The 23,214-nt window shown below is 70.2% G+C and carries 19 protein-coding genes, 2 tRNA genes and 3 pseudogenes; 19 read left to right on the forward strand and 5 right to left on the reverse strand.

The window, feature by feature from the left end; translation table 11 throughout:
• The first annotated feature begins 88 nt into the window (after nt 1-88).
• Nucleotides 89-340 carry a preprotein translocase subunit SecG gene (gene secG / locus GA0111570_RS02370; RefSeq protein WP_092605910.1) on the forward strand — a complete coding sequence of 84 codons (252 nt, stop codon included), beginning with the start codon at nt 89-91 and terminating at the stop codon, nt 338-340.
• Nucleotides 341-380: 40 nt separating this feature from the next.
• Nucleotides 381-737: an RNA polymerase-binding protein RbpA gene (locus GA0111570_RS02375; RefSeq protein WP_092605912.1), complete on the forward strand. Its 357-nt coding sequence runs from the start codon at nt 381-383 to the stop codon at nt 735-737.
• A 768-nt stretch (nt 738-1,505) separates the two neighbouring features.
• On the opposite strand, the gene GA0111570_RS02380 is transcribed toward GA0111570_RS02375, so the two are convergent.
• From GA0111570_RS02380 to tkt, 4 genes are all read right to left on the reverse strand, one after another.
• The gene (locus GA0111570_RS02380; RefSeq protein ID WP_092605914.1) at nt 1,506-2,471 is read right to left on the reverse strand and encodes a glucose-6-phosphate dehydrogenase assembly protein OpcA; all 966 of its coding nucleotides are present in this window, start codon (nt 2,469-2,471) and stop codon (nt 1,506-1,508) included.
• Nucleotides 2,472-2,498: 27 nt separating this feature from the next.
• Nucleotides 2,499-4,067 carry a glucose-6-phosphate dehydrogenase gene (gene zwf, locus GA0111570_RS02385; protein WP_092605916.1) on the reverse strand — a complete coding sequence of 523 codons (1,569 nt, stop codon included), beginning with the start codon at nt 4,065-4,067 and terminating at the stop codon, nt 2,499-2,501.
• A 189-nt stretch (nt 4,068-4,256) separates the two neighbouring features.
• Complete coding sequence (gene tal, locus GA0111570_RS02390) at nt 4,257-5,360, reverse strand: transaldolase (RefSeq protein WP_092605917.1); 1,104 nt, start codon at nt 5,358-5,360, stop codon at nt 4,257-4,259.
• An 82-nt stretch (nt 5,361-5,442) separates the two neighbouring features.
• Nucleotides 5,443-7,599, reverse strand: coding sequence for a transketolase (gene tkt, locus GA0111570_RS02395; RefSeq protein WP_092605919.1), 2,157 nt, complete (start codon nt 7,597-7,599; stop codon nt 5,443-5,445).
• Nucleotides 7,600-7,868: 269 nt separating this feature from the next.
• Between tkt and GA0111570_RS02400 the strand changes: the two genes are divergently transcribed.
• The 16 genes and pseudogenes from GA0111570_RS02400 (at nt 7,869) to GA0111570_RS17985 (ending at nt 22,395) form a co-directional block, all read left to right on the forward strand.
• Nucleotides 7,869-8,801: a heme o synthase gene (locus GA0111570_RS02400; RefSeq protein ID WP_092606063.1), complete on the forward strand. Its 933-nt coding sequence runs from the start codon at nt 7,869-7,871 to the stop codon at nt 8,799-8,801.
• Between the two features lie 464 nt (nt 8,802-9,265).
• A pseudogene (locus tag GA0111570_RS02405) lies at nt 9,266-11,590 on the forward strand (Rne/Rng family ribonuclease); the annotation flags it as partial.
• Between the two features lie 1,221 nt (nt 11,591-12,811).
• On the forward strand, nt 12,812-13,120 hold the full coding sequence (rplU, locus tag GA0111570_RS02410) for a 50S ribosomal protein L21 (RefSeq protein ID WP_092605923.1): 309 nt from the start codon (nt 12,812-12,814) through the stop codon (nt 13,118-13,120).
• A gap of 14 nt (nt 13,121-13,134) precedes the next feature.
• Nucleotides 13,135-13,407: a 50S ribosomal protein L27 gene (gene rpmA, locus GA0111570_RS02415; RefSeq protein ID WP_092605925.1), complete on the forward strand. Its 273-nt coding sequence runs from the start codon at nt 13,135-13,137 to the stop codon at nt 13,405-13,407.
• A gap of 181 nt (nt 13,408-13,588) precedes the next feature.
• On the forward strand, nt 13,589-15,100 hold the full coding sequence (gene obgE, locus GA0111570_RS02420) for a GTPase ObgE (protein ID WP_092605927.1): 1,512 nt from the start codon (nt 13,589-13,591) through the stop codon (nt 15,098-15,100).
• Nucleotides 15,093-16,232, forward strand: coding sequence for a glutamate 5-kinase (gene proB, locus GA0111570_RS02425; protein WP_092605929.1), 1,140 nt, complete (start codon nt 15,093-15,095; stop codon nt 16,230-16,232). Before obgE ends, proB begins: the two co-directional genes overlap by 8 nt.
• Nucleotides 16,232-17,935, forward strand: a complete 1,704-nt coding sequence (locus GA0111570_RS02430) for an ABC transporter substrate-binding protein (RefSeq protein WP_092605931.1) — start codon at nt 16,232-16,234, stop codon at nt 17,933-17,935. Before proB ends, GA0111570_RS02430 begins: the two co-directional genes overlap by 1 nt.
• A 17-nt stretch (nt 17,936-17,952) precedes the next feature.
• Entirely contained in the window at nt 17,953-19,194 is a 1,242-nt protein-coding gene (locus GA0111570_RS02435; protein ID WP_092605933.1) for a glutamate-5-semialdehyde dehydrogenase, read from the forward strand.
• A 64-nt stretch (nt 19,195-19,258) separates the two neighbouring features.
• Nucleotides 19,259-19,414, forward strand: coding sequence for a hypothetical protein (locus tag GA0111570_RS17535; protein WP_175557278.1), 156 nt, complete (start codon nt 19,259-19,261; stop codon nt 19,412-19,414).
• 49 nt (nt 19,415-19,463) lie between these two features.
• Nucleotides 19,464-20,069, forward strand: a complete 606-nt coding sequence (gene nadD / locus GA0111570_RS02440) for a nicotinate-nucleotide adenylyltransferase (RefSeq protein WP_425438599.1) — start codon at nt 19,464-19,466, stop codon at nt 20,067-20,069.
• A gap of 7 nt (nt 20,070-20,076) precedes the next feature.
• The gene (gene rsfS / locus GA0111570_RS02445) at nt 20,077-20,445 is read left to right on the forward strand and encodes a ribosome silencing factor (RefSeq protein WP_092605937.1); all 369 of its coding nucleotides are present in this window, start codon (nt 20,077-20,079) and stop codon (nt 20,443-20,445) included.
• Complete coding sequence (locus GA0111570_RS02450) at nt 20,442-21,056, forward strand: histidine phosphatase family protein (RefSeq protein WP_092605939.1); 615 nt, start codon at nt 20,442-20,444, stop codon at nt 21,054-21,056. The genes rsfS and GA0111570_RS02450 overlap by 4 nt, the downstream gene beginning before the upstream one ends.
• Before the next feature lie 158 nt (nt 21,057-21,214).
• Nucleotides 21,215-21,287: transfer RNA gene (locus GA0111570_RS02455), tRNA-Ala, on the forward strand.
• 62 nt (nt 21,288-21,349) lie between these two features.
• Nucleotides 21,350-21,425, forward strand: a tRNA-Ala gene (locus tag GA0111570_RS02460).
• A gap of 178 nt (nt 21,426-21,603) precedes the next feature.
• Nucleotides 21,604-21,855 carry a hypothetical protein gene (locus GA0111570_RS02465; protein WP_092605941.1) on the forward strand — a complete coding sequence of 84 codons (252 nt, stop codon included), beginning with the start codon at nt 21,604-21,606 and terminating at the stop codon, nt 21,853-21,855.
• 21 nt (nt 21,856-21,876) lie between these two features.
• Nucleotides 21,877-22,395 (forward strand): hypothetical protein, encoded by a 519-nt coding sequence (locus tag GA0111570_RS17985; RefSeq protein WP_245702984.1) that lies wholly within the window; start codon nt 21,877-21,879, stop codon nt 22,393-22,395.
• On the opposite strand, the pseudogene GA0111570_RS18375 reads toward GA0111570_RS17985, so the two are convergent.
• Nucleotides 22,309-22,509: pseudogene (locus GA0111570_RS18375) on the reverse strand (recombinase family protein); the annotation flags it as partial. The gene GA0111570_RS17985 and the pseudogene GA0111570_RS18375 sit on opposite strands and share 87 nt — an antisense overlap.
• Before the next feature lie 269 nt (nt 22,510-22,778).
• On the opposite strand from GA0111570_RS18375, the pseudogene GA0111570_RS02475 reads away from it, so the two are divergent.
• A pseudogene (locus GA0111570_RS02475) lies at nt 22,779-23,214 on the forward strand (IS21 family transposase); the annotation flags it as partial.

Genomic DNA, 23,214 nt, shown 5'->3' on the forward strand with positions numbered 1-23,214 from the left:
AAGCTGCGTGGCAACGGCCGCGCCCACGCGCCGTCCGCGGTGGCCACCGTTTTCAGCGGGGAGGACCGGCTGGGTTAGGGTTGTCGTCATGTGGTGGCCCATCCTGACGCTCTCTATCCTGTTGGTGATCCTGAGCGTGATCCTCACCGGATTCATCCTGTTGCACAAGAATCGCGGTGGCGGACTCTCGGACCTCTTCGGCGGAGGCATGTCCTCGTCGATGGGCGGTTCGTCCATGGCCGAACGCAATCTCGACCGCCTGACCCTGACCATCGGGCTCATCTGGCTGGCGTGCATCATCCTGCTGCTCGTGCTGTACCGGGTCCACCCGGGCCAGTGACGCATCGACCAGTGACCGAACGGATTGAGGGGAACATCAAGTGATCGGTGGTAGCGCGATCCGGGGCAGCCGTGTCGGCGCGGGGCCCATGGGTGAGGCTGATCGCGGTGACGTCGCCGCGCGGATGTACGTCTCGTACTTCTGTGCCAACGGGCACGAGACCCGCCCCGCCTTCGCGGCCGGAGCAGAGGCACCGGCCGAGTGGGACTGCCCGCGCTGCGGCCTGCCCGCCAACACCGACATGCTCAATCCTCCGGCGCGTCCGCACACCGCCGTCTACAAGACCCACCTCGCGTACGTCAAGGAGCGTCGCTCCGACGCCGAGGCGAAGGAGATCCTGGCCGAGGCACTGCAGTCGCTGCGCGACCGTCGGGCCAACGGCGAGGTCATCTACTGAGCACACCGCACTGAGGCCGTCATCGCACGGCGGGCTCGGTGGTGCCCCTGCGCGGTCCTGGCCCGCCTGCTCAGCGCACTGGCCCGCCTGATCAGCGCACTGGCCCGCCTGTTCAGCGCACTGGCCCGGATTGTTTCTCGCGGGGTGCCGGGCGAGGGTGGGCTACCGGGCTCGCTGTCGTTGGCCGGTCTCGGTTCGCTGCCCGTGATCGGCCTCACTGCTGTTGGCCGCACTCGCTGCCCTTGCAGGGGCAGTGGGCTCAGAAGTGGGCAGTGAAGTCTGTGAAGGGCAGCGAAGAGGGCTTGGCCCACGCCCGCCGCGTGCCTCCTGGTGGCGCCGCAACCACGCCACGAGGGTGGGCTACCGGGCTCGCTGTCGTTGGCCGGTCTCGGTTCGCTGCCCTTGATCGGCCTCACTGCTGTTGGCCGCACTCGCTGCCCTTGCAGGGGCAGTGGGCTCAGAAGTGGGCAGTGAAGTCTGTGAAGGGCAGCGAGGAGGGCTTGGCCCACGCCCGCCGCGTGCCTCCTGGTGGCGCCGCGACCACGCCGCCGCACCGCTGATTCCATGACGTCGCCGCAGGTACGACTCCGCCGGTCGACCCGACCCGGATCTCCGGGCCGGACCAACCGGCGGATCTCGTCCTACGGGTTCAGTGGCCCAGCACCCCAGCCCCTGAGCCGACGCCGCACCCCTGAGCCGACGCCGCACCCCTGAGCCGACGCCGCACCCCTGAGCCGACGCCGCACCCCTGAGCCCGACGCCGCACCCCTACGCCGACGGCTGCACGGGGTGCTGCAGGTTCCCGGGGTGGCCGGACAGGTCGAGTGCGCATTGGCCGTTCTGGCGGACCATCTCGGCCAGCACGTCGGCCAGGACCACGTCGTCGTCCATCCGGCGCAGTTCCTCGGTGACCAGTTCGGCGACCGGACGGCGCCGCAGGGCCACCGACCGCTCCGGCTGGTCGGGCACCCGGTAGACGGTCTCGTCCGGCCCGATCCGCACGATCTCGATCGGGCCGGACGGGGTGGTCATCCGTACGGCGGTGATGCCGGGCCCGTCGGTCCGGGAGACCGTGACCTCGACCCCCAGCTTGAGCTCGAGCCAGGCGGCCAGCAGGCTGGCCGGCGCGTTGTCGGTGGCCGCCTCGACCGTCGCCGCGGTGACCGGTGCCTTGACCTGGTCCAGGGCGGCCGCGAGCAGGGCGCGCCAGCGCGTCGTCCGGGTCCAGGCCAGGTCGCTGTCGCCAGGGGAGTGGTAGTAGGCCCGGTCGATGATGGCCTGGGTGGGGTCCTCGGCGCCCAGCGCATCGGTGATCCGGCGATCGGCCAGCTTGCCGATCCGGTCGGTCAGCAGGTCCTCCGGCGCCTCGTTCGGCCACCAGACGACCACTGGCAGGTCGGGGACCAGCAGCGGGCGCAGCACCGAGCCCGGGTGCTCGACCGTACGGCCACGCATCGTCAGGACCATCATGTCGCCGCGGGCGTCGGAGTCGGTGTGGATCTCCGCGTCCAGCCCGTCCTCGGCGCCGGGGTCGCGGACCACGATCAGGATCCGGGAGGGGTGCTCGCGGTTGGCGGCCAGGGCGGCCTGGTAGGCCTCGTCGAAGTCGTCGCGGTCGGTGGCCACGACGAACGTGTGGACCATGCCGCTCCCGGAGCTGCCGCGCTCGCGGTGCCAGTCCAGGAGGGCCTTGGCCACCTTCGCGGCAGTGGTGTTCTTCATCTCGATTGTCATGTCGGACTCCTCGTCAGCTGCGGATGGTCAGGGACGACGCCACGTGAAGCCGTCGCGGGCGAGCATGTCGCGCGCCGACTTCGGGCCCCAGGTGCCGGGACGGTAGGTCTCGGGCTGGGTGCCGGTGCCCTCCCAGTAGTCGAGGACCGGGTCGAGGATGCGCCAGGACTCCTCGACCTCCTTGCTGCGGGGGAACAGCGGCGGGTCGCCGAGCAGCACGTCGAGGATCAGTCGTTCGTACGCCTCGGGGCTGGACTCGGTGAAGGAGGAGCCGTAGTCGAAGTCCATGTTGACGTCGCGGACCTCCATCTGGGTCCCGGGGACCTTGGCGCCGAAGCGCAGCGTCACGCCCTCCTCGGGCTGGATCCGCAGCACCAGGGAGTTGCCTCCCAGGGTGGCCGTGTCATGGGCGTTGAAGGGCACGAACGGCAGCGTCTTGAACTGCAGCGCCACCTCGGTCACCCGGGAGGGCATCCGCTTGCCGGTCCGCAGGTAGAACGGCACGCCGGCCCAGCGGCGGTTGTGCACGTCCACGCGGATGGCGGCGTACGTCTCGGTGGTCGACGTCTCGGGGATCCCGTCCTCCTCGAGGTAGCCCTTGACCAGCTCGCCGCCGGACCAGCCGCCGGCGTAGATCCCGCGGGCGGTGTGCAGGTCGAACTTGCGGGTGGCGCTGGCTGCCTCCAGCACCTTCTCCTTCTCGGCCCGCAGGACCGAGGCGCCCATGCCGGTCGGCTCCTCCATCGCAGTGAGCGCGAACAGCTGCAGCAGGTGGTTCTGGATCACGTCGCGGGCGGCGCCGACGCCGTCGTAGTACCCGGCCCGGCCGCCGATGCCGATGTCCTCGGCCATGGTGATCTGCACGTGGGAGATGAAGTTGTTGTTCCACAGCGGCTCGAACATGGTGTTCGCGAACCGCAGTGCCAGCAGGTTCTGGACCGTCTCCTTGCCCAGGTAGTGGTCGATCCGGAACACCTGGTCCTCGGTGAAGGAGGCCGAGACCACCTTCTCCAGCTGCTTGGCGCTGGCCAGGTCGTGGCCGAACGGCTTCTCGATGATGACGCGCTTCCAGCCGTGTTGCTGGTCGGCCATGCCGTGGTGCTTGAGCTGCTCCAGCACCACGTCGAAGAACTTCGGCGGGACCGACAGGTAGAAGGCGTGGTTCCCGCCGGTGCCCTGGGTGCGGTCCAGGTCGTCCAGCGTCGCCTTCAGGCGGGCGAACGCCTCGTCGTCGGTGAACTCGCCCTGGACGAAGCGGATACCGCTGAGCAGCTGCTGCCAGACCTCCTCGCGGAACGGGGTGCGCGCGTGCTGGCGGACCGCCTCACCGACGACCTCGGCGAAGTCCTGGTCCTCCCAGTCACGCCGGGCGAACCCGACGAACGCGAAGCCGGGCGGCAGCAGGCCGCGGTTGGCGAGGTCGTAGACCGCAGGCATCAGCTTCTTGCGGGCGAGGTCGCCGGTCACGCCGAACATCACCAGGACGGAGGGTCCGGCGATGCGGGGGAGTCGCCGGTCGCGCGGGTCCCGCAGGGGATTGGTGTACGCGTCGTCGGTGGCCTGCGAAGCGGGTGCTGCTGCGCTGTCCGGGGTCATTGTTCTCCTTCGGTTCGGAGGTGCGGAGCCAGCCTACATCTCGTTGAGACTTCAACCAATAGGGACGGGGTAGGCCGGCCTGGCAGGGTGGCGGGCGCCGGTGGCGCTGCGCCGAGGAACTGTCGCGAGGCCCGGACGACACTGGGGGGCCGGCACCATCGTGCCAGCCCCCCAGTGGTTCGGAAAAGATCAGGCCTTGGCCAGGGCCTGCCCGACGGTCTCCAGGAGCTCGTTCCAGGAGACGATGAACTTGTCCACGCCCTCGGTCTCGAGGAGCTCGAAGACGTCGTCCATGTCGATGCCAACGGCCTTCAGCTCGTCGAACACCTTCTGGGCGTCGTCGTAGTTGCCGGTGATCGTGTCGCCCTCGGTCACGCCGTGGTCGCCGTAGGCGTTCAGGGTCTTCTCGGGCATGGTGTTGACCACGCCGTCGACGACGAGCTGGGCGACGTACATGGTGTCGTCGTACGAGGGGTCCTTCACGCCGGTGGAGGCCCACAGCGGGCGCTGCGGGTTGGCGCCCTTGGCGGCCAGGGCCTGCCAGCGGTCGGAGGCGATGGTCTCCTCGAACAGCTTGTAGGCGAGGCGGGCGTTGGCGATCGCCGCGCGGCCCTTGAGCGCCTTGGCCTCGTCCGACCCGATGGCGTTGAGGCGCTTGTCGATCTCGGTGTCCACGCGGGAGACGAAGAACGAGGCGACGGAGTGGATGGACGACAGGTCCTTGCCCGCCTCGGCGGCGCTCTCCAGCCCGGTCATGTAGGCCTCGAGCACCTGGCGGTAGCGCTCCACGGAGAAGATCAGCGTCACGTTGACGCTGATGCCGGCGGCGATCGTCGCCGAGATGGCCGGGAGCCCACTGAGGGTCGCCGGGATCTTGACCAGCACGTTGGGCCGGTCGACGAGGTCGTAGAGCAGCTTGGCGCGGGCGATCGTCTCGTCGGTGTCGTTGGCGAGGCGGGGGTCGACCTCGATGGACACGCGGCCGTCGAAGCCCTTGCTGGACTCGTAGATCGGCGCGAACACGTCACAGGCGTCGCGTACGTCGTCCGGGAGCATCGTACGGATCGCCTTGAGCGTGTCGGCACCCTCGGCCTTCAGCTGCTTGACCTGCTCGGCGTAGCTCTCGCCGTTGGAGAGGGCGCCCGCGAAGATCGTCGGGTTGGTGGTGACGCCGACGACCGACTTCTCGTCGATCAGTTCCTGCAGGTTGCCGGAGGTCAGCCGGGCGCGGGACAGGTCATCGAGCCAGATGGACACCCCGGCGTCGGCCAGGGCCTTGAGACGTTCGTTCATGGTTGCTTCCTTCATCGATGTCGTTGGTGGTTTGTCGTACGGGTGCCGGTCCGCGGCGGGGTGCCGCGGACCGGCGACGATGTCAGGCGCCGAGGTGGCCCGGGCCGGAGGCGGCGCGCACGTTGGTGAGCGCGTTGCCCGCAGCGGCGGCGTCGATCGACTCCTTGGCGGCGGCGACGACGGCCTCGGGGGTGAAGCCGAACTTCTCGAACAGCAGCAAGCCGTCGGCGGAGGCGCCGTAGTGGTCCAGCGAGACGGTGCGACCGGCGTCGCCGACCAGTTCCCGCCAGCCCTGGGCGATGCCGGCCTCGACCGCCACGCGGGCGCGGACGTCGGTCGGCAGCACGCCGTCGCGGTAGGCGTCGTCCTGCTCGTCGAACCACTCGCGGCACGGCATGGACACGACGCGGGCCTTCACGCCCTCGCCGGCCAGCTTCTCCTGGGCCGCGACGCAGTACTGCACCTCGGAGCCGGTGCCGATCAGGATCACGTCGGGGGTGCCCTCGCAGTCCTTCAGCACGTAGCCGCCCTTGGCCACGCCGGTGGCCTCGGCGAAGCCGTCGGTGCCGCGCGGCACGGTCGGCAGGTTCTGGCGCGAGAGCACCAGGGCCGCCGGCCGGTCGGTGTTGCGCAGGATCTGGGCCCAGGCCTGTACGGTCTCGTTGGCGTCCGAGGGGCGGACGACGTCGAGGCCGATGATGGCGCGCACCGCGGCCAGGGTCTCGATCGGCTGGTGGGTCGGGCCGTCCTCGCCGACGCCGATGGAGTCGTGCGTCCAGACGTAGGTGACCGGCACCTTCATCAGGGCGGCCAGGCGGACCGCGCCGCGCATGTAGTCGGAGAACACGAAGAAGGTGCCGCCGTACACGCGGGTGTTGCCGTGCGTGGCGATGCCGTTCATGATCGCGCCCATGCCGTGCTCGCGGATGCCGAAGTGCAGCACGCGGCCGTACGGGTTGCCCGGGAACTTCTTCGACTGGCGGTTCTCCGGCAGGAAGCTCGGCTGGCCGTCGGGGGTGGTGTTGTTGGAGCCGGCGAGGTCGGCCGAGCCGCCCCACAGCTCGGGCAGCACCGGGGCGATGGCGCTCAGCACCTTGCCCGAGGCGGCGCGGGTGGCGACGCCCTTGGGATCGGCGTCGAAGCTCGGGAGGACGTCCTCCCAGCCCTCCGGAAGCTCCCTGGCGAGCAGCCGGTCGTAGAGGGCCTTGCGCTCGGGGTTGGCCTCGGCCCAGGCGTCGAACTTCTTCTGCCACGCCTCGTGGGCGGCCTGGCCGCGCGAGACGAGCTCACGGGTGTGGGACAGCACGTCCTCGCCCACGATGAAGTGCTGGTCGGGGTCGAAGCCGAGCAGCTCCTTGGTGGCGCGGATCTCGTCCTCGCCGAGGGCGGAGCCGTGCGAGCCGCCGGTGCCCTGCTTGGTCGGGGCGGGGTAGCCGATCAGGGTGCGCAGGCGGATGAACGACGGCTTGTCGGTCACGGCCTCCGCGGCCTTGATCGCGTCGTACAGGGCCTGGACGTCCTCGACGTAGTCCTGGCCGGGCTTGCGCCAGTCGATGCTCTGCACGTGCCAGCCGTACGCCTCGTAGCGCTGGGCGACGTCCTCGTTGAAGGCGATGATCGTGTCGTCCTCGATCGAGATGTCGTTCTCGTCGTAGATCAGGATCAGGTTGCCGAGCTGCTGGGTCCCGGCGATCGAGGAGGCCTCACCGGAGACGCCCTCCTCCAGGTCGCCCTCGGAGCAGATGGAGTAGATCCGGTGGTCGAAGGGGGACTCGCCGGGGGCCGCGTCCGGGTCGAAGAGGCCGCGCTCGCGGCGGGCGGCCATCGCCATCCCGACGGCGTTGCCGACGCCCTGGCCCAGCGGCCCGGTCGTGGTCTCGACACCGGCGGTGTGGCCGTACTCGGGGTGGCCGGGGGTCTTGGAGCCCCAGGTGCGCAGCGACTCGAGGTCCTGCAGTTCGAGACCGAACCCGCCGAGGTACAGCTGGATGTACTGGGTCAGCGAGGAGTGCCCGGCACTCAGCACGAACCGGTCGCGGCCCACCCACTGGGTGTCGCTCGGATCGTGCGTCATGACCTTCTGGTACAGCGTGTAGGCCACGGGCGCCAGGCTCATCGCGGTGCCCGGGTGGCCGTTGCCGACCTTCTGTACGGCGTCTGCTGCGAGGAGGCGGGTGGTGTTCACCGCCTCGGCATCCAGGTCGCTCCAGTCAAGAGCTGCGGAGGGCGTATCGGTCATTACTTTCGTCCTTTCCGGCGGGACAGTCGGGTGCACCCGACTTCACACCGAAGCCTACGCAGCCTGCATAGGGGTACCTCGGCGGGTTGCCACGTGTTTCCGCTCGCGGAATTGGGTGCCCCCGGACGTGGCCTTGATCACGCCGTCCACGTTACCGCCGGTGGGACGAGGGCTGGGTGTCGCCGATCGCGGCAGGTAGGGTGTGGCGGAACAGGCTCGCATTGACCGGGCCGGCGGAAGGAATCGTGTCAGTAGTGGATGCCCAGTCGATGTCGGACTCCCGTGACGGGACGTCCGTCGCCGCACCCGTACGGGTCACCGTCGCAGACGTGGTCGGTGCGTACGTACGACTGACCAAACCCCGGGTGATCGAACTGCTGCTGATCACCGCGGTCCCCGCCATGTTCCTCGCCGCGCACGGCCTGCCCCGTTGGCAGGACGTGATCGTGGTGCTCGTCGGCGGCTACGCCGCTGCGGGGTCGGCCAATGTCTTCAACAACGTGTACGACCGCGACATCGACGAGCAGATGCGACGTACGCGCCGGCGTCCGATGCCGCGGCACGAGATGAGCGAGCGCGCGGCGCTGGTGTTCGGCAGCGTGCTGGGCGTGGTGGCGTTGGTCGTCCTCGGCTGGGGAGGCAACCTGCTCTCCGGGGCGCTCGGCCTGGCCGCGATCCTGTTCTACGTCCTCATCTACACCATGCTGCTGAAGCGCCGGACGGCCCAGAACATCGTCTGGGGCGGCATCGCCGGCTGCTTCCCGCCGCTCATCGCCTGGACCGTGGTCACCGCCCAGCTGGCCTGGGCCCCGCTGGTGATGTTCCTGATCGTGTTCTTCTGGACCCCGCCGCACACCTGGGCGCTGGCCTTCCGCTACCGCGAGGACTACGCCTCGGTCGACGTCCCGATGCTGCCGGTGGTCCGCTCGGCCCCCGCCGTGGCGAACCAGATCCTGGTCTACTCGGTGCTCACCGTGGCGACCACGCTGCTGCTGTGGGCGGTGGCCGGCACCGGCCCGCTCTACCTGGTGGTGGCCGCAGTCTCCGGCGCGGCCTTCCTCTGGGAGGCCTTCGGCCTGTGGCGCCGCGCGCACGCCGGGCTGACCGACGCCGCCCTGAAGCCGATGCGGTTGTTCCACTGGTCCAACTCCTACCTCGCCCTGGTCTTCCTGGCGCTGGCGGTCGACCCGCTCCTGTTCTGACACCGACCGCCTCCGCGACACGCGGGCGGGTGGATCCAGGCGGTCCGTGCGGACCGCTGGTGGTCCAGGCCGGACCGCTGTCATGGTCCGGTGGGGACTCGACGTAACTCGGCTTTGGACCGGCGCGGGGGAGTGCCCGTGTGTCCTGATCGGACGTTTCGGTGCGCCGATATGGCAATTCCCCTCGGCTGTGGAATAATTGCGCCCAGGTTGGGACGCCGCCCGGTGTCCCGAACCGGTGAGGCAGTGCCCGTGGTGACAGGACGGGCCCCGCTCCTCGAGACCGCGACGATCACGAATCGATCGACCGCGGCGGGGTTGGCGGGCCGCCGTCTCCCGGAGACCACAAGCTTTGTGATCGCGATACACGCTGGCCTGCCGTAGGACGCCCGAGGGCGCCGGGGACAGTGGTCGTCGCGACACCTGTCACCGGATGCGCTGAGCGCACCGGCTGAAGGAGTGCCATGCTCGACAACGAGCAGCAGCCCACCGACACCACCGTCGATCCGTCCCTGCCCAAGCCGCCCGCGGGGCGCCGTTCCAGGCGCCGCCCGGCAGGCCCGCCGGCCCCGGTCGAGACCGTTACCCTCCCCGTCGAGGCGCCGGTCACTCCGGTCGAGGAGGCCCCCGCCGAGGTGGCCCCCGAGCCGTCCCCGGTCGAGGCCGTCGCGCCGGAGGAGGAACCCGAGCCCGAGCAGGCAGAGCCCGAGCAGGCCGAGCCCGAGCAGGCCGAGCCCGAGCAGGCCGAGCCCGAGCAGGCCGAGCCCGAGCAGGCCGAGCCCGAGCAGGCAGAGCCCGAGCAGCCGCAGGACGAGGAGGAGGGCTCGCTGGCGCAGATCGATGCCGCCGCCGAGCACGCGGACTCCGCTGCCGCCGACCAGCCCGATGACGAGGCCGAGGCCGAGCACACCCCGTCCGACCGCTCCGAGCAGTCCGACTCTCCTCGCCGGCGCCGGCGTCGCCGCGGTGGGCGTCGTCGCCACACCGGCGGCGACGGCCAGTCCGACCGTACGGACGAGGACGAGGGCGACGAGGACGAGGACGTCACCGAGTCCACCGCCCAGGTCGAGCGCCCGGCCGCCCGTGCGCCGAGGCCCGAAGCCATCGGCCCCGAGCCGGCCGAGGTGGCCGAGGTGGCCGAGTCCGCCGAGGAGGACGAGGACGAGGACGACAGCGCGGCGGCCGACGCCGGTTCGTCGGGCTCCTCGCGCCGTCGCCGTCGCCGTCGTCGCCGTCGCGGCGAGGATGCCAGCACCGGTGCCGAGGACGACCCGAGCGAGGTCGTGGTCAAGGTCCGCGAGAAGCAGAGCTCGGACGACGAGATCCACGGTGTCGAGGGTTCGACCCGCCTGGAGGCCAAGCGCCAGCGTCGCCGCGAGGGACGCGCCGCGGGTCGTCGCCGGGCGCCGATCGTCTCGGAGTCGGAGTTCCTGGCCCGCCGCGAGTCGGTGAACCGCCAGATGGTGCTGCGCCAGAGCGACGAGTTCTCCCAGATCGCCGTGCTCGAGGACGGCATCCTGGTCGAGCACTACGTCGACCGCGAGTCCTCCTCCTCCCTGATCGGGAACATCTACCTGGGCCGGGTGCAGAACGTGCTCCCGTCCATGGAGGCTGCCTTCATCGACATCGGCCGGGGTCGCAACGCGGTCCTGTACGCCGGCGAGCTGGACTGGGACGCGTACGGCTCCTCCCACTCCGAGCGGAAGATCGAGCACGTCCTCAAGTCCGGCCAGCAGATCCTGGTCCAGGTGACCAAGGATCCGGTCGGGGCCAAGGGCGCCCGGCTGACCAACCACGTCTCCATCCCCGGCCGCTACGTCGTGTACGCCCCGGGGGGGCACCTGTCCGGCATCTCCCGCAAGCTGCCCGACGTGGAGCGCAAGCGCCTCAAGCACATCCTCGCCGACCTCATCGAGGAGGGCGCCAGCGTCATCGTGCGTACCGCCGCGGAGGGGGCCAGCCAGGAGCAGCTCGTCCACGACGTCAACCGGCTGAAGTCCCAGTGGGACGCCATCGACAAGAAGGCCCAGCAGGGCGGTGCGCCCCAGCAGCTGTACAGCGAGCCCGACCTGACCATCCGTACGGTCCGTGACCTGTTCACCGAGGACTTCGCCGAGCTGATCATCGACGGCAACGGCACCGACAACGACGCGTACGACGTGCTGGCGGAGTACCTCGAGCACGTCGCCCCGCACCTGCGCGAGCGGGTCTCGCACTGGGACCGCGCCGCCAAGGGTGACGTGTTCTCCCACTACCGCCTCGACGAGCAGATCGCCAAGGCGCTCGAGCGCAAGGTGCACCTGCCCTCGGGTGGATCGCTGATCATCGACCGCACCGAGGCGATGACCGTCATCGACGTGAACACCGGCAAGTTCACCGGGCACGGCGGCAACCTCGAGGCCACCGTCACGGCGAACAACCTGGAGGCCGCCGAGGAGATCATCCGCCAGCTGCGCCTGCGCGACATCGGCGGCATCATCGTGGTCGACTTCATCGACATGGTGCTGCCCAGCAACCGTGAGCTGCTGCTGCGCCGGATGGTCGAGTGCCTCGGCCGGGACCGCACCCGGCACCAGGTCTCCGAGGTCACCAGCCTCGGCCTGGTCCAGATGACCCGCAAGAAGATCGGTACGGGGCTGGCCGAGGCCTTCACCGAGCCGTGCGAGTGCTGCAACCAGCGCGGCTACATCGTCCATGACATGCCGGTCGCCACCCAGGCGCCCTCCGACGGCGGTGACCGCCAGGGCCGCAACAACCGCAAGCGCAACCGCGGCAAGAGCACCGGCAGTCAGCCCGTCACCTCGCAGCCCACCGGCTCGGGGGAGACCGAGGGCCACCAGCCGGCGGCCCGGGCCGAAGCCGAGACCGAGCACCTCTCCGAGGAGGCCCGTGCGGCTGCCCAGGCGGCGATCAGCGCCGTGGCGCACGCCGGTGCCAAGCCGCGCCCGGGGGCGGACAACACCGCCATGCTCGATGACCTCGTCGCCGCGCTCCAGGAGGGACGTCCCGAGGACGCCGCCCGGGACGACACGTCCGCCGAGGTGACCACCGAGGAGGCCCCGGCCGAGCCGGCACCGACCCGCACCCGCTCGCGCCGGTCCCGCTCGCGGCGCTCGACGGCCGCCCAGGAAGCAGCGGCGCCCGCTGCCGCGGCGCAGGACACCGCTGCTCAGGATGCCGGCAAGGAAGCTGGTCAGGAGACCGCCGCTGCGGTCGACGTCCCGGCCACCGTCCAGGAGCCGGCGATGGAGGCCGAAGGCGCCGACACGCAGCCGGCTGCGGAGCAGGTGACCGCGGAACCGGCCGAGACCGGACCGTCGGCGGCTGAGCCGGCGTCGGACGAACAGTCGGCAGGGGAGCAGGCAGAAGAGGAGCAGGCGGCGGAGCCGGTGGCGACCAAGCGCGCCTCGACCCGCAAGTCGGCCGCACGCTCCACCACCAAGAAGGCGGCCACGAAGCGCGCCAGCACCGCGAAGCGGACCACCAAGAAGGCTGCTGCCGCGCCCGCCCCGGAGCCTGGGGCCGCCCAGCCCGAGGCGGCCCAGCCGGTGGAGGACGCGCAGCCGGTGGACCCCGACCAGGTCCCCCTGGAGGCCGTCACGCCCGTCACCGAGGCCTCCGTCGAGGAAGCCGTCACGCCGGACGCCGGTGCGGCCCAGGAGGAGACCCCTGGGGACGCCGAGCAGCGGCCGCTGGACCAGGAGCCGATCGACCTGGATCCGGAGGACATGGACAGCGCCGAGATCGCTCCGCTGGAGCGGATCGAGGCCCCCGAGGGGACCGACGAGCAGTAGCCGGTTTGACCGGGACGCCCCGCAATGAGTAGTCTTGACCCTCGGTGCGCTGAGGACTCCTGGACTTGCTTTGCGGGACGTTCCGGGCACCGCACGACGGATTGATGACAGATGGGCCGCAAGGCCTGTCATGGCGTAGTCTCCGGGCCCTCGCAAGTAAAGCGGGTACGGCGGCGGTCCGGGTGAGCCAGATTCGACGAGGAGAGAAGGATAGGCGTGTACGCGATCGTGCGCAGTGGCGGCCGCCAGCACAAGGTTGCCGTGGGTGACGTTGTCGAGATTGACAAGGTTACCGACGAGGTCGGTTCCACCGTTCAGCTGCAGCCCGTGCTGCTGGTCGACGGTGAGGCCGTGACCTCGGATTCGGACGCCCTCGGCAAGGTCAAGATCACCGCCGAGGTGCTCGCCGAGACCAAGGGCCCGAAGATTCGGATCCTGAAGTTCAAGAACAAGACCGGATACACCAAGCGCCAGGGGCACCGCCAGCGGTACACCCAGGTCAAGGTGACCGACATCAAGGCCTGAGGGAGGAACCGAATATGGCACACAAGAAAGGCGCGTCATCGACGCGCAACGGTCGTGATTCCAATGCCCAGCGCCTCGGCGTGAAGCGGTTCGGTGGCGAAGCCGTCAACGCGGGGGAGATCATCCTCCGCCAGCGCGGTACGCACTTCCACCCCGGTGACGGCGTTGGCCGCGGCAGGGACGACACCCTGTTCGCCCTGGTCCCCGGCAAGGTCGAGTTCGGCACCCGTCGTGGGCGCCGCGTGATCAATGTCAAGCCGCTGGAGGCCGCTGCCGTCTCCGAGTGAGGCAGCAGTACCGCTCGGGCGCCGATGAGGCATCGAGCAGCACAAGCAAAGAGGAAGGGTCGTCCCCTCGTGGGGCGGCCCTTCCTGCGTGTCCGGACAGCACGTCAGGACAGTCCGCATCCGTTCGACGAGCGCCCCTTGGTAGGCTGGCGACCCGTCCCCTTTCAGTCAGGAAGCACCCATGGCAATACCCTCCTTCGTCGATCGCGTCACCCTCGAGGTGGCCGGCGGGAACGGCGGCCACGGATGTGCCTCCATCCACCGCGAGAAGTTCAAGCCGCTCGGTGGGCCCGATGGTGGCAACGGCGGCGACGGGGGATCGGTCACGTTGCGGGTCGACCCGGGCCTGACCACGCTGGTGGAGTTCCACCGCCAGCACAAGCGGCACGCCTCCAACGGCGAGCCCGGCCGCGGGGACTACCAGAACGGCTCCCAGGGCGAGGACATCGTCCTGCTCGTCCCGCAGGGCACCGTGGTCAGCGACGCGGAGACCGGCGAGGTGCTCGCCGACCTGTCGGAGCTCGACTCCGAACTCGTCGTCGCCCATGGCGGCCGCGGCGGCCTGGGCAACCAGGCCCTGGCCTCCTCCTCCCGCAAGGCCCCCGGCTTCGCCCTGCTCGGTGAGGAGGGCGAGACCCGCCAGATCGTGCTGGAGCTCAAGGTCGTGGCCGACATCGGCCTGGTCGGGTTCCCCAGTGCCGGCAAGTCCTCCCTGATCGCCGCGATCTCCGCGGCCCGGCCCAAGATCGCCGACTACCCGTTCACCACCCTGGTGCCGAACCTCGGCGTCGTCGTCGCGGGCGACACGGTCTTCACCGTGGCCGACGTGCCCGGCCTGATCGAGGGCGCCTCCGAGGGCCGCGGCCTCGGACTGGACTTCCTGCGCCACATCGAGCGCTGTGCCGCCATCGTGCACGTGATCGACTGCGCGACCTTCGAGCCGGGCCGTGACCCGCTCAGCGACCTCGACATCATCGAGGGCGAGCTGCTGGCCCACGGCGGGCTGGAGGACCGGCCCCGCCTGGTCGCCCTGAACAAGATCGACGTCCCCGACGCCCGCGAGCTGATCGACATGGTCCGCGCCGACATCGAGGCCCGCGGACTCAAGGTCTTCCCGATCTCCACCAAGACCGGGGAGGGCCTGAAGGCCCTCGAGTTCGGCATGGCCCAGCTCGTCGAGGACCGGCGCGCCAACCAGCCCCCGCCGGCACCGGCCCGGATCGTGCTGCGGCCGCGGGCGGTCGCCGACAACCGCTCGGACTTCACCATCCGCAAGATCGGTGACGGAGAGGGCGGCATCATGTTCCGTGTCCGCGGCGAGAAGCCCGAGCGCTGGGTCCGCCAGACCGACTTCAAGAACCCCGAGGCCGTCGGCTACCTCTCCGACCGGCTGAACCGCCTGGGCGTCGAGGACAAGCTCGTCGACATGGGGGCGATCGCCGGCGACGCGGTCGCCATCGGCGGCGACGACGCGGTGATCTTCGACTTCGCCCCGCAGCTCGACAGCGGCGCCGAGATCCTCGCCCGCCGCGGCAACGACGAGCGGCTCGAGGGCCAGCGCGCGGCCGTCGCCCGCCGCCGGGAGAAGGACGCCGCCTACCGCGCAGCGCAGGAGGAAGAGGAGTACGTCTTCGGCGGCCGCCGCGCGACCGAGCCCATCGAGGAGGCCGACGAGGAGTCGTCGGATGAGTAGCAGCAGCACCCAGCCCACGCTGGACCGGGCAGCACTGGCCACCTGCGACCGGCTGGTGATCAAGGTGGGGTCGTCCTCGCTGACCCGCCCCGACGGCCACCTCGACATGGTCCACATCGCCCTGCTCGTCGACGTGATCGCCGCCGCCCACCAGCGCGGGCAGGAGGTGGCGCTGGTCTCCTCCGGGGCCATCGCCGCGGGCCTGCTGCCGCTGGGACTGCCGCGACGGCCGTACGACCTGCCGACCCAGCAGGCCGCCGCCGCGGTCGGCCAGGGCCAGCTGCTGGAGCTGTACGGGGCGATGCTGCGCCGGTTCGGGCTGTCCGCCGCCCAGGTCCTGCTGACCATCGGCGACCTGGAGTACCAGGAGCGCTACCACAACGCCCGGCAGACGATGGACCGGCTGCTCGAGCTCGGCGTGATCCCGATCATCAACGAGAACGACACGGTCGCCACCCAGGAGCTGCGCTTCGGCGACAACGACCGGCTCGCGGCCCTGACCGCCCACCTGCTGCACGCCGACGCGGTGCTGCTGCTCAGCGACGTCGACGCCCTCTACACCGCGCACCCGGAGACCCCCGGGGCCCGGCGGATCGGCATCGTCCGCGGCCCCGAGGACGTGGAGGGGATCGACATCTCCCGCCGCGGCAGTGCGATGGGCACCGGCGGCATGGTCACCAAGCTCGAGGCCGCGAGGATCGCCACCGGCGCCGGGGTGGCGGTCGGCCTGACCGACCTGGACCACCTGCCCGCCATGCTCACCGGGCAGGACGTCGGCACGTTCTTCGTCCCGACCGGCAAGCGCCGGCCCGCCCGGCTGCTCTGGCTGGCCCACATCAGCGACCCCGACGGGGCCCTGGTCCTCGACGAGGGGGCGGTCCGCGCCGTCACCGGGCGGAAGGCCTCCCTGCTGCCGGCCGGGATCACCGCTGTCCGCGGCACCTTCGAGGTCGGTGACCCGGTCGACCTGGTCGGCCCCGACGGCGCCCTCGTCGCCCGCGGGCTGGCCAACTACGCCGCCAGCGACCTGAAGAGCATGATCGGCCACCACACCTGGGAGCTGGCCGCCAACTACGGCGAACGGTTCCAGCGCGCGGCCGTGCACCGGGACTCCCTGGTGGTGATGCGCTGATGCGCGCCCGCCGGCTGCTGGCGGTCCCCGGCCTGGTCCTCGCGGCGGTGCTGGTCGCCGGCTGCTCCACCTCCGGCGGTTCGGGGAACGAGCCCAGCCCGAGCGCCGCCGACACCGGTCAGGGCGCATTCGTCGTCGCGGCAGCGGTCGACCCGATAGCGCTGGACCCGGCGGTGGTCACCGATCCGGACAGCCTGCGGATCACCCGGCAGATCTTCGAGACGCTGGTGACCCTGCCCGACAAGCCGGCCGCCGCGAGCCCGGCACCCTCCCCGACGGCCACTGCGCGCTCCGCCTCGGCCGCGACCCAGGCCGACGTCACCACCGTCGCCCCCGGGCTGGCGACCGAGTGGGCCGCCTCCCGGCAGGGACGTACGTACACCCTCACCCTGCGCGAGGGGGTGACCTTCCAGGACGGCACGCCGTTCGGTCCCGCCGCGGTCTGCGCGAACTTCGACCGCTGGTACACCCTGTCCGGTCGCGCCGCCGCCCCCGACGTCTCCGCGGTCTACCAGGAGGTCTTCGGTGGCTTCATCGACCAGGCCTCCCGCTACCAGGGCTGCACCGAACTGGGCCCCCACCAGGTCCGGATCGACCTCGCGACGCCGATGCCCGGGCTGCTCACCGAGCTGACCCGCCCGCAGTTCGGCATCCAGAGCCCGACCGCGATGGCCGACAACGGGGCGTACGCCACCGGCGGCGACCCGCGCACCACCTCGTACGCCACGGCGCACCCGACCGGCACCGGACCGTTCCGCTTCGGCGCCTGGGAGCCCGGCGTCCAGGTGGTGCTGCTGCGCAACCCCGACTACTGGGGCCAGAAGGCCGCCGTCGAACGGGTCCTGGTCAAGACGGTGAACGATCCCAAGGCCCGCGGTGAGCAACTGGTCAAGGGAAAGATCGACGCGTACGACCAGGTCACCGCCCTTGAGACTGCCTCGCTGACCGCCGACCCGAAGGCGGGCGTCCGGATCGAGCGCCGGGCCGCCGGCGACCTCACCTACCTCGGCCTGGACAAGGACAGCACGGCCCTGGCCGACCCGAGGATCCGCAAGGCTGTCGCGCTGGCGATCGATCCGGCGGCGATCGTTGCCCGGACCATGCCGAAGGGCTCGACCGTGGCCAATTCCCTGCTGCCCGACGACCAGGGCACGCGGACCTACCCGTACGACCCGAACCAGGCCCGCCGGCTGCTCGCCGAGGCGGGGGCGACCAACCTCAAGCTGCGGATCGGCTACCCCAGCGGGGTCCAGCAGGGCTACCTGCCGGCCCCCGAGGACCTGTACGTGGTGGTCGCCGAGCAGCTGAAGGCGGTCGGGATCACCGCTGAGCCGGTGGCGATGTCGTGGCCGGCGTTCCTGCAGATGCTCGGAGGCGAGGGCACCCGCCCGGACCTGCACCTGATGGGCGTGGCGATGCAGACCCCCGAGCCGTCCTCCCTCGTCAGCCAACTGCTGGCCGGCGGCCCCCAGGAGTTCGGCCTGCCCTCGACCTCCTCCGAACTGGCAGGCCTGCTCTCCCAGCCCGCCGGGGCCGGACGGGACGCGGCCGTCGCGGCAGCGCAGAAGCAGCTCCTCGAGGACCCGGTGCTGGTCCCGCTGGCCCATCCGGTCTCCGTGGTGGCCCTCGGCCCTCGGGTTCGCGACGAGCGGATCGGACCGTACGGGGCGGACCGCTGGACCTCGATCCGCGTCACCGGATAGCGGCTATCCTGTCGGGCATGGAGTTCCGTGACCAAGCCCTAGCCGCCCGTGAAGCCGCCCAGGTGCTGGCCGAGACCCCGACCGGGCTGAAGAACGCCGCGCTGCACGCGATGGCCAACGCCCTGCTGGAGAGCACCGACCACCTGCTGGCCTCCAACGCCGAGGACGTCCGGACCGCCGAGGCCAACGGCACGTCGGGTTCCCTGATCGACCGGCTCCGGCTGACCGAGGACCGGATCGCCGGGATGGCCGACGGCCTGCGCCAGCTGGCCGACCTGGCCGACCCGGTCGGCGATGTGGTCCGCGGTTGGACCACCGACAACGGGCTGCGGATCCGCCAGGTCCGGGTGCCGTTCGGCGTGATCGGCATCATCTACGAGGCCCGCCCCAACGTGACCGCCGATGCCGGCGGCATCTGCCTGAAGTCCGGCAACGCCTCCCTGCTGCGCGGCTCCTCCTCGACCATCCGGTCCAACGTGGCCGTCGTCGAGGCGCTGCACCGGGGCCTGCGCAGCGTCGGCCTGCCCGAGAACGCGATCCAGCTGGTCACCGGCCCCCGCGAGGTGACCGACGACATGATGACCGCCCGCGGACTGGTCGACCTGCTGATCCCGCGCGGTGGCGCCGGACTGATCAACCACGTCGTACAGAACTCCACCGTCCCGGTGATCGAGACCGGCACCGGCAACTGCCACCTGTACGTCGACGCCGACGCCGACCTGGACATGGCCCACCGGATCATGCTGAACGCCAAGACCCAGCGGCCCAGCGTCTGCAACGCACTGGAGACGGTGCTGGTGCACAAGGACGTCGCCGAGCGGTTCCTGCCCCGCGCCCTCTGGGAGCTGGGGGAGGCCGGGGTCACCGTGCACGGCGATACCCGGACCGCCGGCTACAGCGCCGCCGTCGTCCCCGCCCAGGAGGCGGACTTCGAGGAGGAGTGGCTCTCCCTGGACCTGTCCGTACGGGTGGTCGACTCGATCGAGGTGGCGATCAGCCACATCCGTACGTTCACCTCCGGGCACTCCGAGACGATCATCACCGACTCGCGGCGTGCCTCGGACCGGTTCGTCGCCGCGATCGACGCCGCCGCGGTGCTGGTCAATGCGAGCAGCCGCTTCGTCGACGGGGGAGAGTTCGGTTTCGGGGCGGAGATCGGCATCTCCACCCAGAAGCTGCACGCCCGCGGTCCGATGGCACTGCCGGAGATGACCTCGACCAAGTACGTGGTGGAGGGCAACGGCCAGGTCCGCGGCTGATCGTTGTTCCGTCGCGGGGTCCATCGGCACGTCACAACCCGGGTGAACCGCTAGCATGACCGGCATGGACACTGCTGCTCTGACGCTCCTGGAAACGGGCCACACGCTGGTCAACCCGCTGCCCTTCCCCGTGGGGGTCTTCTTCCTGATCCCCTTCGTGATCCTGATGGCGCTGCTGGCCACCGTCCACCTGATCGGCCGGACCCGACCGCACAGCTGATCCGTCGGTGGCCTCCACGCAGACCGGACTCGCGCGCCGCCCCGCAGTGATGCAGGGCCGGCGCTACCGGCTCGGGGTGATGGGCGGAACGTTCGACCCCATCCACCACGGCCACCTCGTCGCGGCGAGCGAGGTCCTCGCGCGCTTCTCCCTCGACGAGGTCGTCTTCGTCCCCACGGGCACCCCGTGGCAGAAGAAGGACCGTCGCGTCTCGTCCGGCGAGGACCGCTACATCATGGCCGCGATCGCGACCTCGTCGAACCCCCGCTTCACCGTCAGCAGAGTCGACATCGAGCGGGCCGGCGACACGTACACCGTCGACACGCTCAAGGACCTGCGCGAGGAACGCGGCGACGACGTGGACCTGTTCTTCATCACCGGTGCCGACGCGCTGGGCCAGATCCTGACCTGGCGCGGGGCCGAGCGGCTGTTCCAGCTGGCACACTTCATCGGGGTCACCCGGCCCGGGGTGCGGCTGGAGGCACCCTCGGTCGAGCACCTGCCGGCCGATCGGGTGACGCTGCTCGACGTGCCGGCGCTGGCCATCTCGTCGACGGACTGCCGCAAGCGCGTCCGCGAGGGCCTGCCGATCTGGTACCTCGTGCCCGACGGCATCGTGAACTACATCAACAAACGTGGCCTCTACCAGGAGTAATGAATCAGTGACCGCTACCGAGAACGCCGTCCACCTTGCCCGCGTCGCCGCCCAGGCGGCCGCGGACAAGCTCGCCACCAACCTCGTGGCGTTCGACGTCTCGCAGCAGTTGGCCATCACCGACATCTTCCTGGTCGCCACGGCGGCCAACGATCGTCAGGTGGGTGCCGTCGTCGACGGGATCGAGGAGGCGCTGCGCGCCCATGACGTCCGCCGGACCCGGATCGAGGGCGACCGCGACCAGCGCTGGGTGCTGATCGACTTCCTCGACCTGGTCGTGCACGTGATGCAGGCCGAGGAGCGCGAGCTCTATTCCCTGGAGCGCCTCTGGGGCGACTGCCCGCGGATCGAGCTCGACGTCGAGGAGACGCGGTGACCGCCTCCCGGCTGGTCCTGTGGCGCCACGGCGAGACCGACTGGAACGCGGTCGGCCGGATGCAGGGCCACCTGGACATCCCGATGAACGCGACCGGCGAGCAGCAGGCCAGGGCGGCCGCCGCGGTGCTGGCCGAACGGCACCATGCCACCTCGATCGTCTCCTCCGACCTGTCCCGCGCCCAGGGCACCGCCCGGGCGCTGGCGGAGGCGACCGGACTGCCGGTGACCACCGACGAGCGACTGCGCGAGATCAACGTCGGTGAGTGGGTCGGCCTGACCCTGACCGACATCGTCGCCGCCGACCCGAGCGTCGGCGAGGCATTGCACCGTGGCGAGGACGTCCGCCGGTCCGCGACGGGGGAGACCTCGACCGAGCTGGGTGAGCGGATCGCCGGCGCACTGCGGGACATCGTCGAGGACACCGACGACGGCGAGACCGTCGTCGTGGTCACCCACGGCATGGCCGCCCGGATCGGGTCGGTCTTCTTCGCCGGTGGCTCCTTCGACGACACCCGCCTGCTGGGTGGCGTACGCAACTGTGCCTGGATCGTGCTGGATGCGGGCAGGGACGGCGTCTGGCGGATCCGGCAGTACAACGTCCAGGCCTGACCCGATCACCTGCCGGCCGGGCCCCGTACGGAGCTCGTGCCAGTAGGGCACGGATCGGGCTCGCCCGGGGACCTGTCCACGCATCGGCGCGATTTTGCGCGGTGCCGGGGATCGCGCTAGAGTTCTCTGGTCGGTCCGGGACGGATCGGCGCCCGCAAGGGGCATTGGCGCAGTTGGTAGCGCGCTTCCATGGCATGGAAGAGGTCAGGGGTTCGAATCCCCTATGCTCCACTCTCTGTTGGTCCGGACCTTGGTCCGGGCATCCGGAGGATCTCCCCTCGGGGAGCGTTCCCGGGGCATTGGCGCAGTTGGTAGCGCGCTTCCATGGCATGGAAGAGGTCAGGGGTTCGAATCCCCTATGCTCCACCAGATTGAAGACGTTTGAACTCGTGACCTCAGAACAGAGGTCGGCGAGGGACTGAACCCCAGATGCGGGCGTTCCGAGATGATCGGGACGCCCGTTTTCTTGTAGTGCTGAGGTCATGGGTTCGAGGTAGCCCTGACGAGGGGTCGAGCGCACAATCACGTCGAAGGGCTCCTGGATCTCGTGGTCGACACGGATGATCCCGCCGTCGAGCATGTCGATGCGGAGGGCCTTGAAGAATGCCCGGTTCAGGCAGCCCCGGGCCTCGTCATCGGCATGCTTGTAGAGCTCGTGCGGGTTAGTGCACAGCGAGATCATCTTGTCGATCAGGTCAGCGCCGGCGCCCAGCTCGATGTCCACGTCGGCGATGCGCTGCTCAATGGCGTGGCGCTGCATGGTGATCTCATTCATGAGGTGGCGGATCTTGTCGGGTGAACCGACCCCGCCCATCAACCCTTGCAGGAGACGGTCTTCACGCTGGCCGAGGTTCTGCAACTCCTTATCGAGGTTGCGGCGCAGTTCGCGGCTGGTGGATTGGTACGCGTCGACAGCTTGGCGGAGTGCCTCGTGCAGCTTCTCAGCGTGCTGCTCGCCGATGCTCAGAGTGGTGTAGTGATCCTCGATGGCTCGCTCGAGCGGGAGGAGGGGAATGTAGGGCAGGTCGCAGCTGCCGTCTCTCCGACCCATGCAGGCGAAGTAGGCGTACTGGTGGTTCTTTACTTCCGTGTAGATGAGGCGGCCTTGTCGCCCCGCTTGTCGGCAACGGTCGCACCAGATGTAGCCCTTGAGGTAGTGATGCAGCTGCATCATGCGTACGTCTGCCGTGGAGCGGCTGTCGAGGACGTCTTGCACGCGGTCGAAGAGCTCCTGGTCGACGATCGCTTCGTGACGCCCTTGGTAGAGCTTGTTGTCGTAGTAGACCCACCCGGCGTAGTAAGGATCGCCGAGGACCCGTCGCACGCTGTTGCCAGATAGCGGGCGTTCGGCCCGGTACTTGCCGGTGGGTCGGGCCGTGAGGCCCTGCTCACGTATGAGGTCGGTCAGCGCCTCGATGTTGTAGTCACCGGTGGCGTAGAGCTCGAACATCATCCGCACGAGGGGTGCGCGCTGGGTGTCGACGGTGATGCTGTTGACGAGGCGTCCCTCGACGTCGATGCGGCTGTTGAGGTAGCCGATGGGGGCTCGGCTGAGCGTGTGAATATTCGCTTCACTGGGGTCCGCCTGTCGTGTGGTCGGGGGCCGGCGGGCTGATTCGGCAGTAGCGGGCTTGGGGGCCGGGTGTGGCGTGCTTGGGGGCCACCCTGCTTAGGCTCCTTCCGCCGTGTGTATAGGGCGCGCGGCGGAAGGAGTGGGTGTTCATGGTACGGAAGATCAGAGCGAAGCTGGTGTTGCAGTTGCGCGCCGAGGGCCTGTCCGGGCGCGCGATCGCGGCATCGCAGGCGATGTCTCGCAAGAGCGTCACGGCGGTGCTGGAGGCTGCTGATGCGGCCGGTGTCGGTTGGGAGGCGGTCGCCGACCGCCCAGAGGGCGAGGTGTATGCCCTGTTGTTCCCGGGGCGGGGGGAGCATGAGAGCGTGTTCGCCCAGCCGGACTGGGACCAGGTCCACCGCGAGATGGCCCGGGTCGGAGTGACGCTGAAGCTGCTGCACCAGGAGTACGTCGACGCGTGCGCCGTCGCCGGGGACCCGGCGATGGGCTATGACCGGTTTTGCCGGACCTACCAGCACCACGTGCTGGTCACCGGGGCGTCCTCGCGGGTCGGGCACAAGGCCGGCCAGACGGTCGAGGTCGACT

The organism is Raineyella antarctica, from assembly GCF_900092135.1.
GTDB classification, from domain to species: Bacteria; Actinomycetota; Actinomycetes; order Propionibacteriales; family Propionibacteriaceae; genus Raineyella; species Raineyella antarctica.

What these genes read in the sequence shown, in the direction of transcription:
- secG (WP_092605910.1), top strand. Translation starts at nt 89, where the DNA reads ATGTGGTGGCCCATCCTGACGCTCTCTATCCTGTTGGTGATCCTGAGC.
- GA0111570_RS02380 (WP_092605914.1), bottom strand. Translation starts at nt 2,471, where the DNA reads ATGACAATCGAGATGAAGAACACCACTGCCGCGAAGGTGGCCAAGGCC.
- zwf (WP_092605916.1), bottom strand. Translation starts at nt 4,067, where the DNA reads ATGACCCCGGACAGCGCAGCAGCACCCGCTTCGCAGGCCACCGACGAC.
- tal (WP_092605917.1), bottom strand. Translation starts at nt 5,360, where the DNA reads ATGAACGAACGTCTCAAGGCCCTGGCCGACGCCGGGGTGTCCATCTGG.
- tkt (WP_092605919.1), bottom strand. Translation starts at nt 7,599, where the DNA reads ATGACCGATACGCCCTCCGCAGCTCTTGACTGGAGCGACCTGGATGCC.
- GA0111570_RS02400 (WP_092606063.1), top strand. Translation starts at nt 7,869, where the DNA reads ATGTCGGACTCCCGTGACGGGACGTCCGTCGCCGCACCCGTACGGGTC.
- rpmA (WP_092605925.1), top strand. Translation starts at nt 13,135, where the DNA reads ATGGCACACAAGAAAGGCGCGTCATCGACGCGCAACGGTCGTGATTCC.
- obgE (WP_092605927.1), top strand. Translation starts at nt 13,589, where the DNA reads ATGGCAATACCCTCCTTCGTCGATCGCGTCACCCTCGAGGTGGCCGGC.
- proB (WP_092605929.1), top strand. Translation starts at nt 15,093, where the DNA reads ATGAGTAGCAGCAGCACCCAGCCCACGCTGGACCGGGCAGCACTGGCC.
- GA0111570_RS02430 (WP_092605931.1), top strand. Translation starts at nt 16,232, where the DNA reads ATGCGCGCCCGCCGGCTGCTGGCGGTCCCCGGCCTGGTCCTCGCGGCG.
- GA0111570_RS02435 (WP_092605933.1), top strand. Translation starts at nt 17,953, where the DNA reads ATGGAGTTCCGTGACCAAGCCCTAGCCGCCCGTGAAGCCGCCCAGGTG.
- GA0111570_RS17535 (WP_175557278.1), top strand. Translation starts at nt 19,259, where the DNA reads ATGGACACTGCTGCTCTGACGCTCCTGGAAACGGGCCACACGCTGGTC.
- nadD (WP_425438599.1), top strand. Translation starts at nt 19,464, where the DNA reads ATGCAGGGCCGGCGCTACCGGCTCGGGGTGATGGGCGGAACGTTCGAC.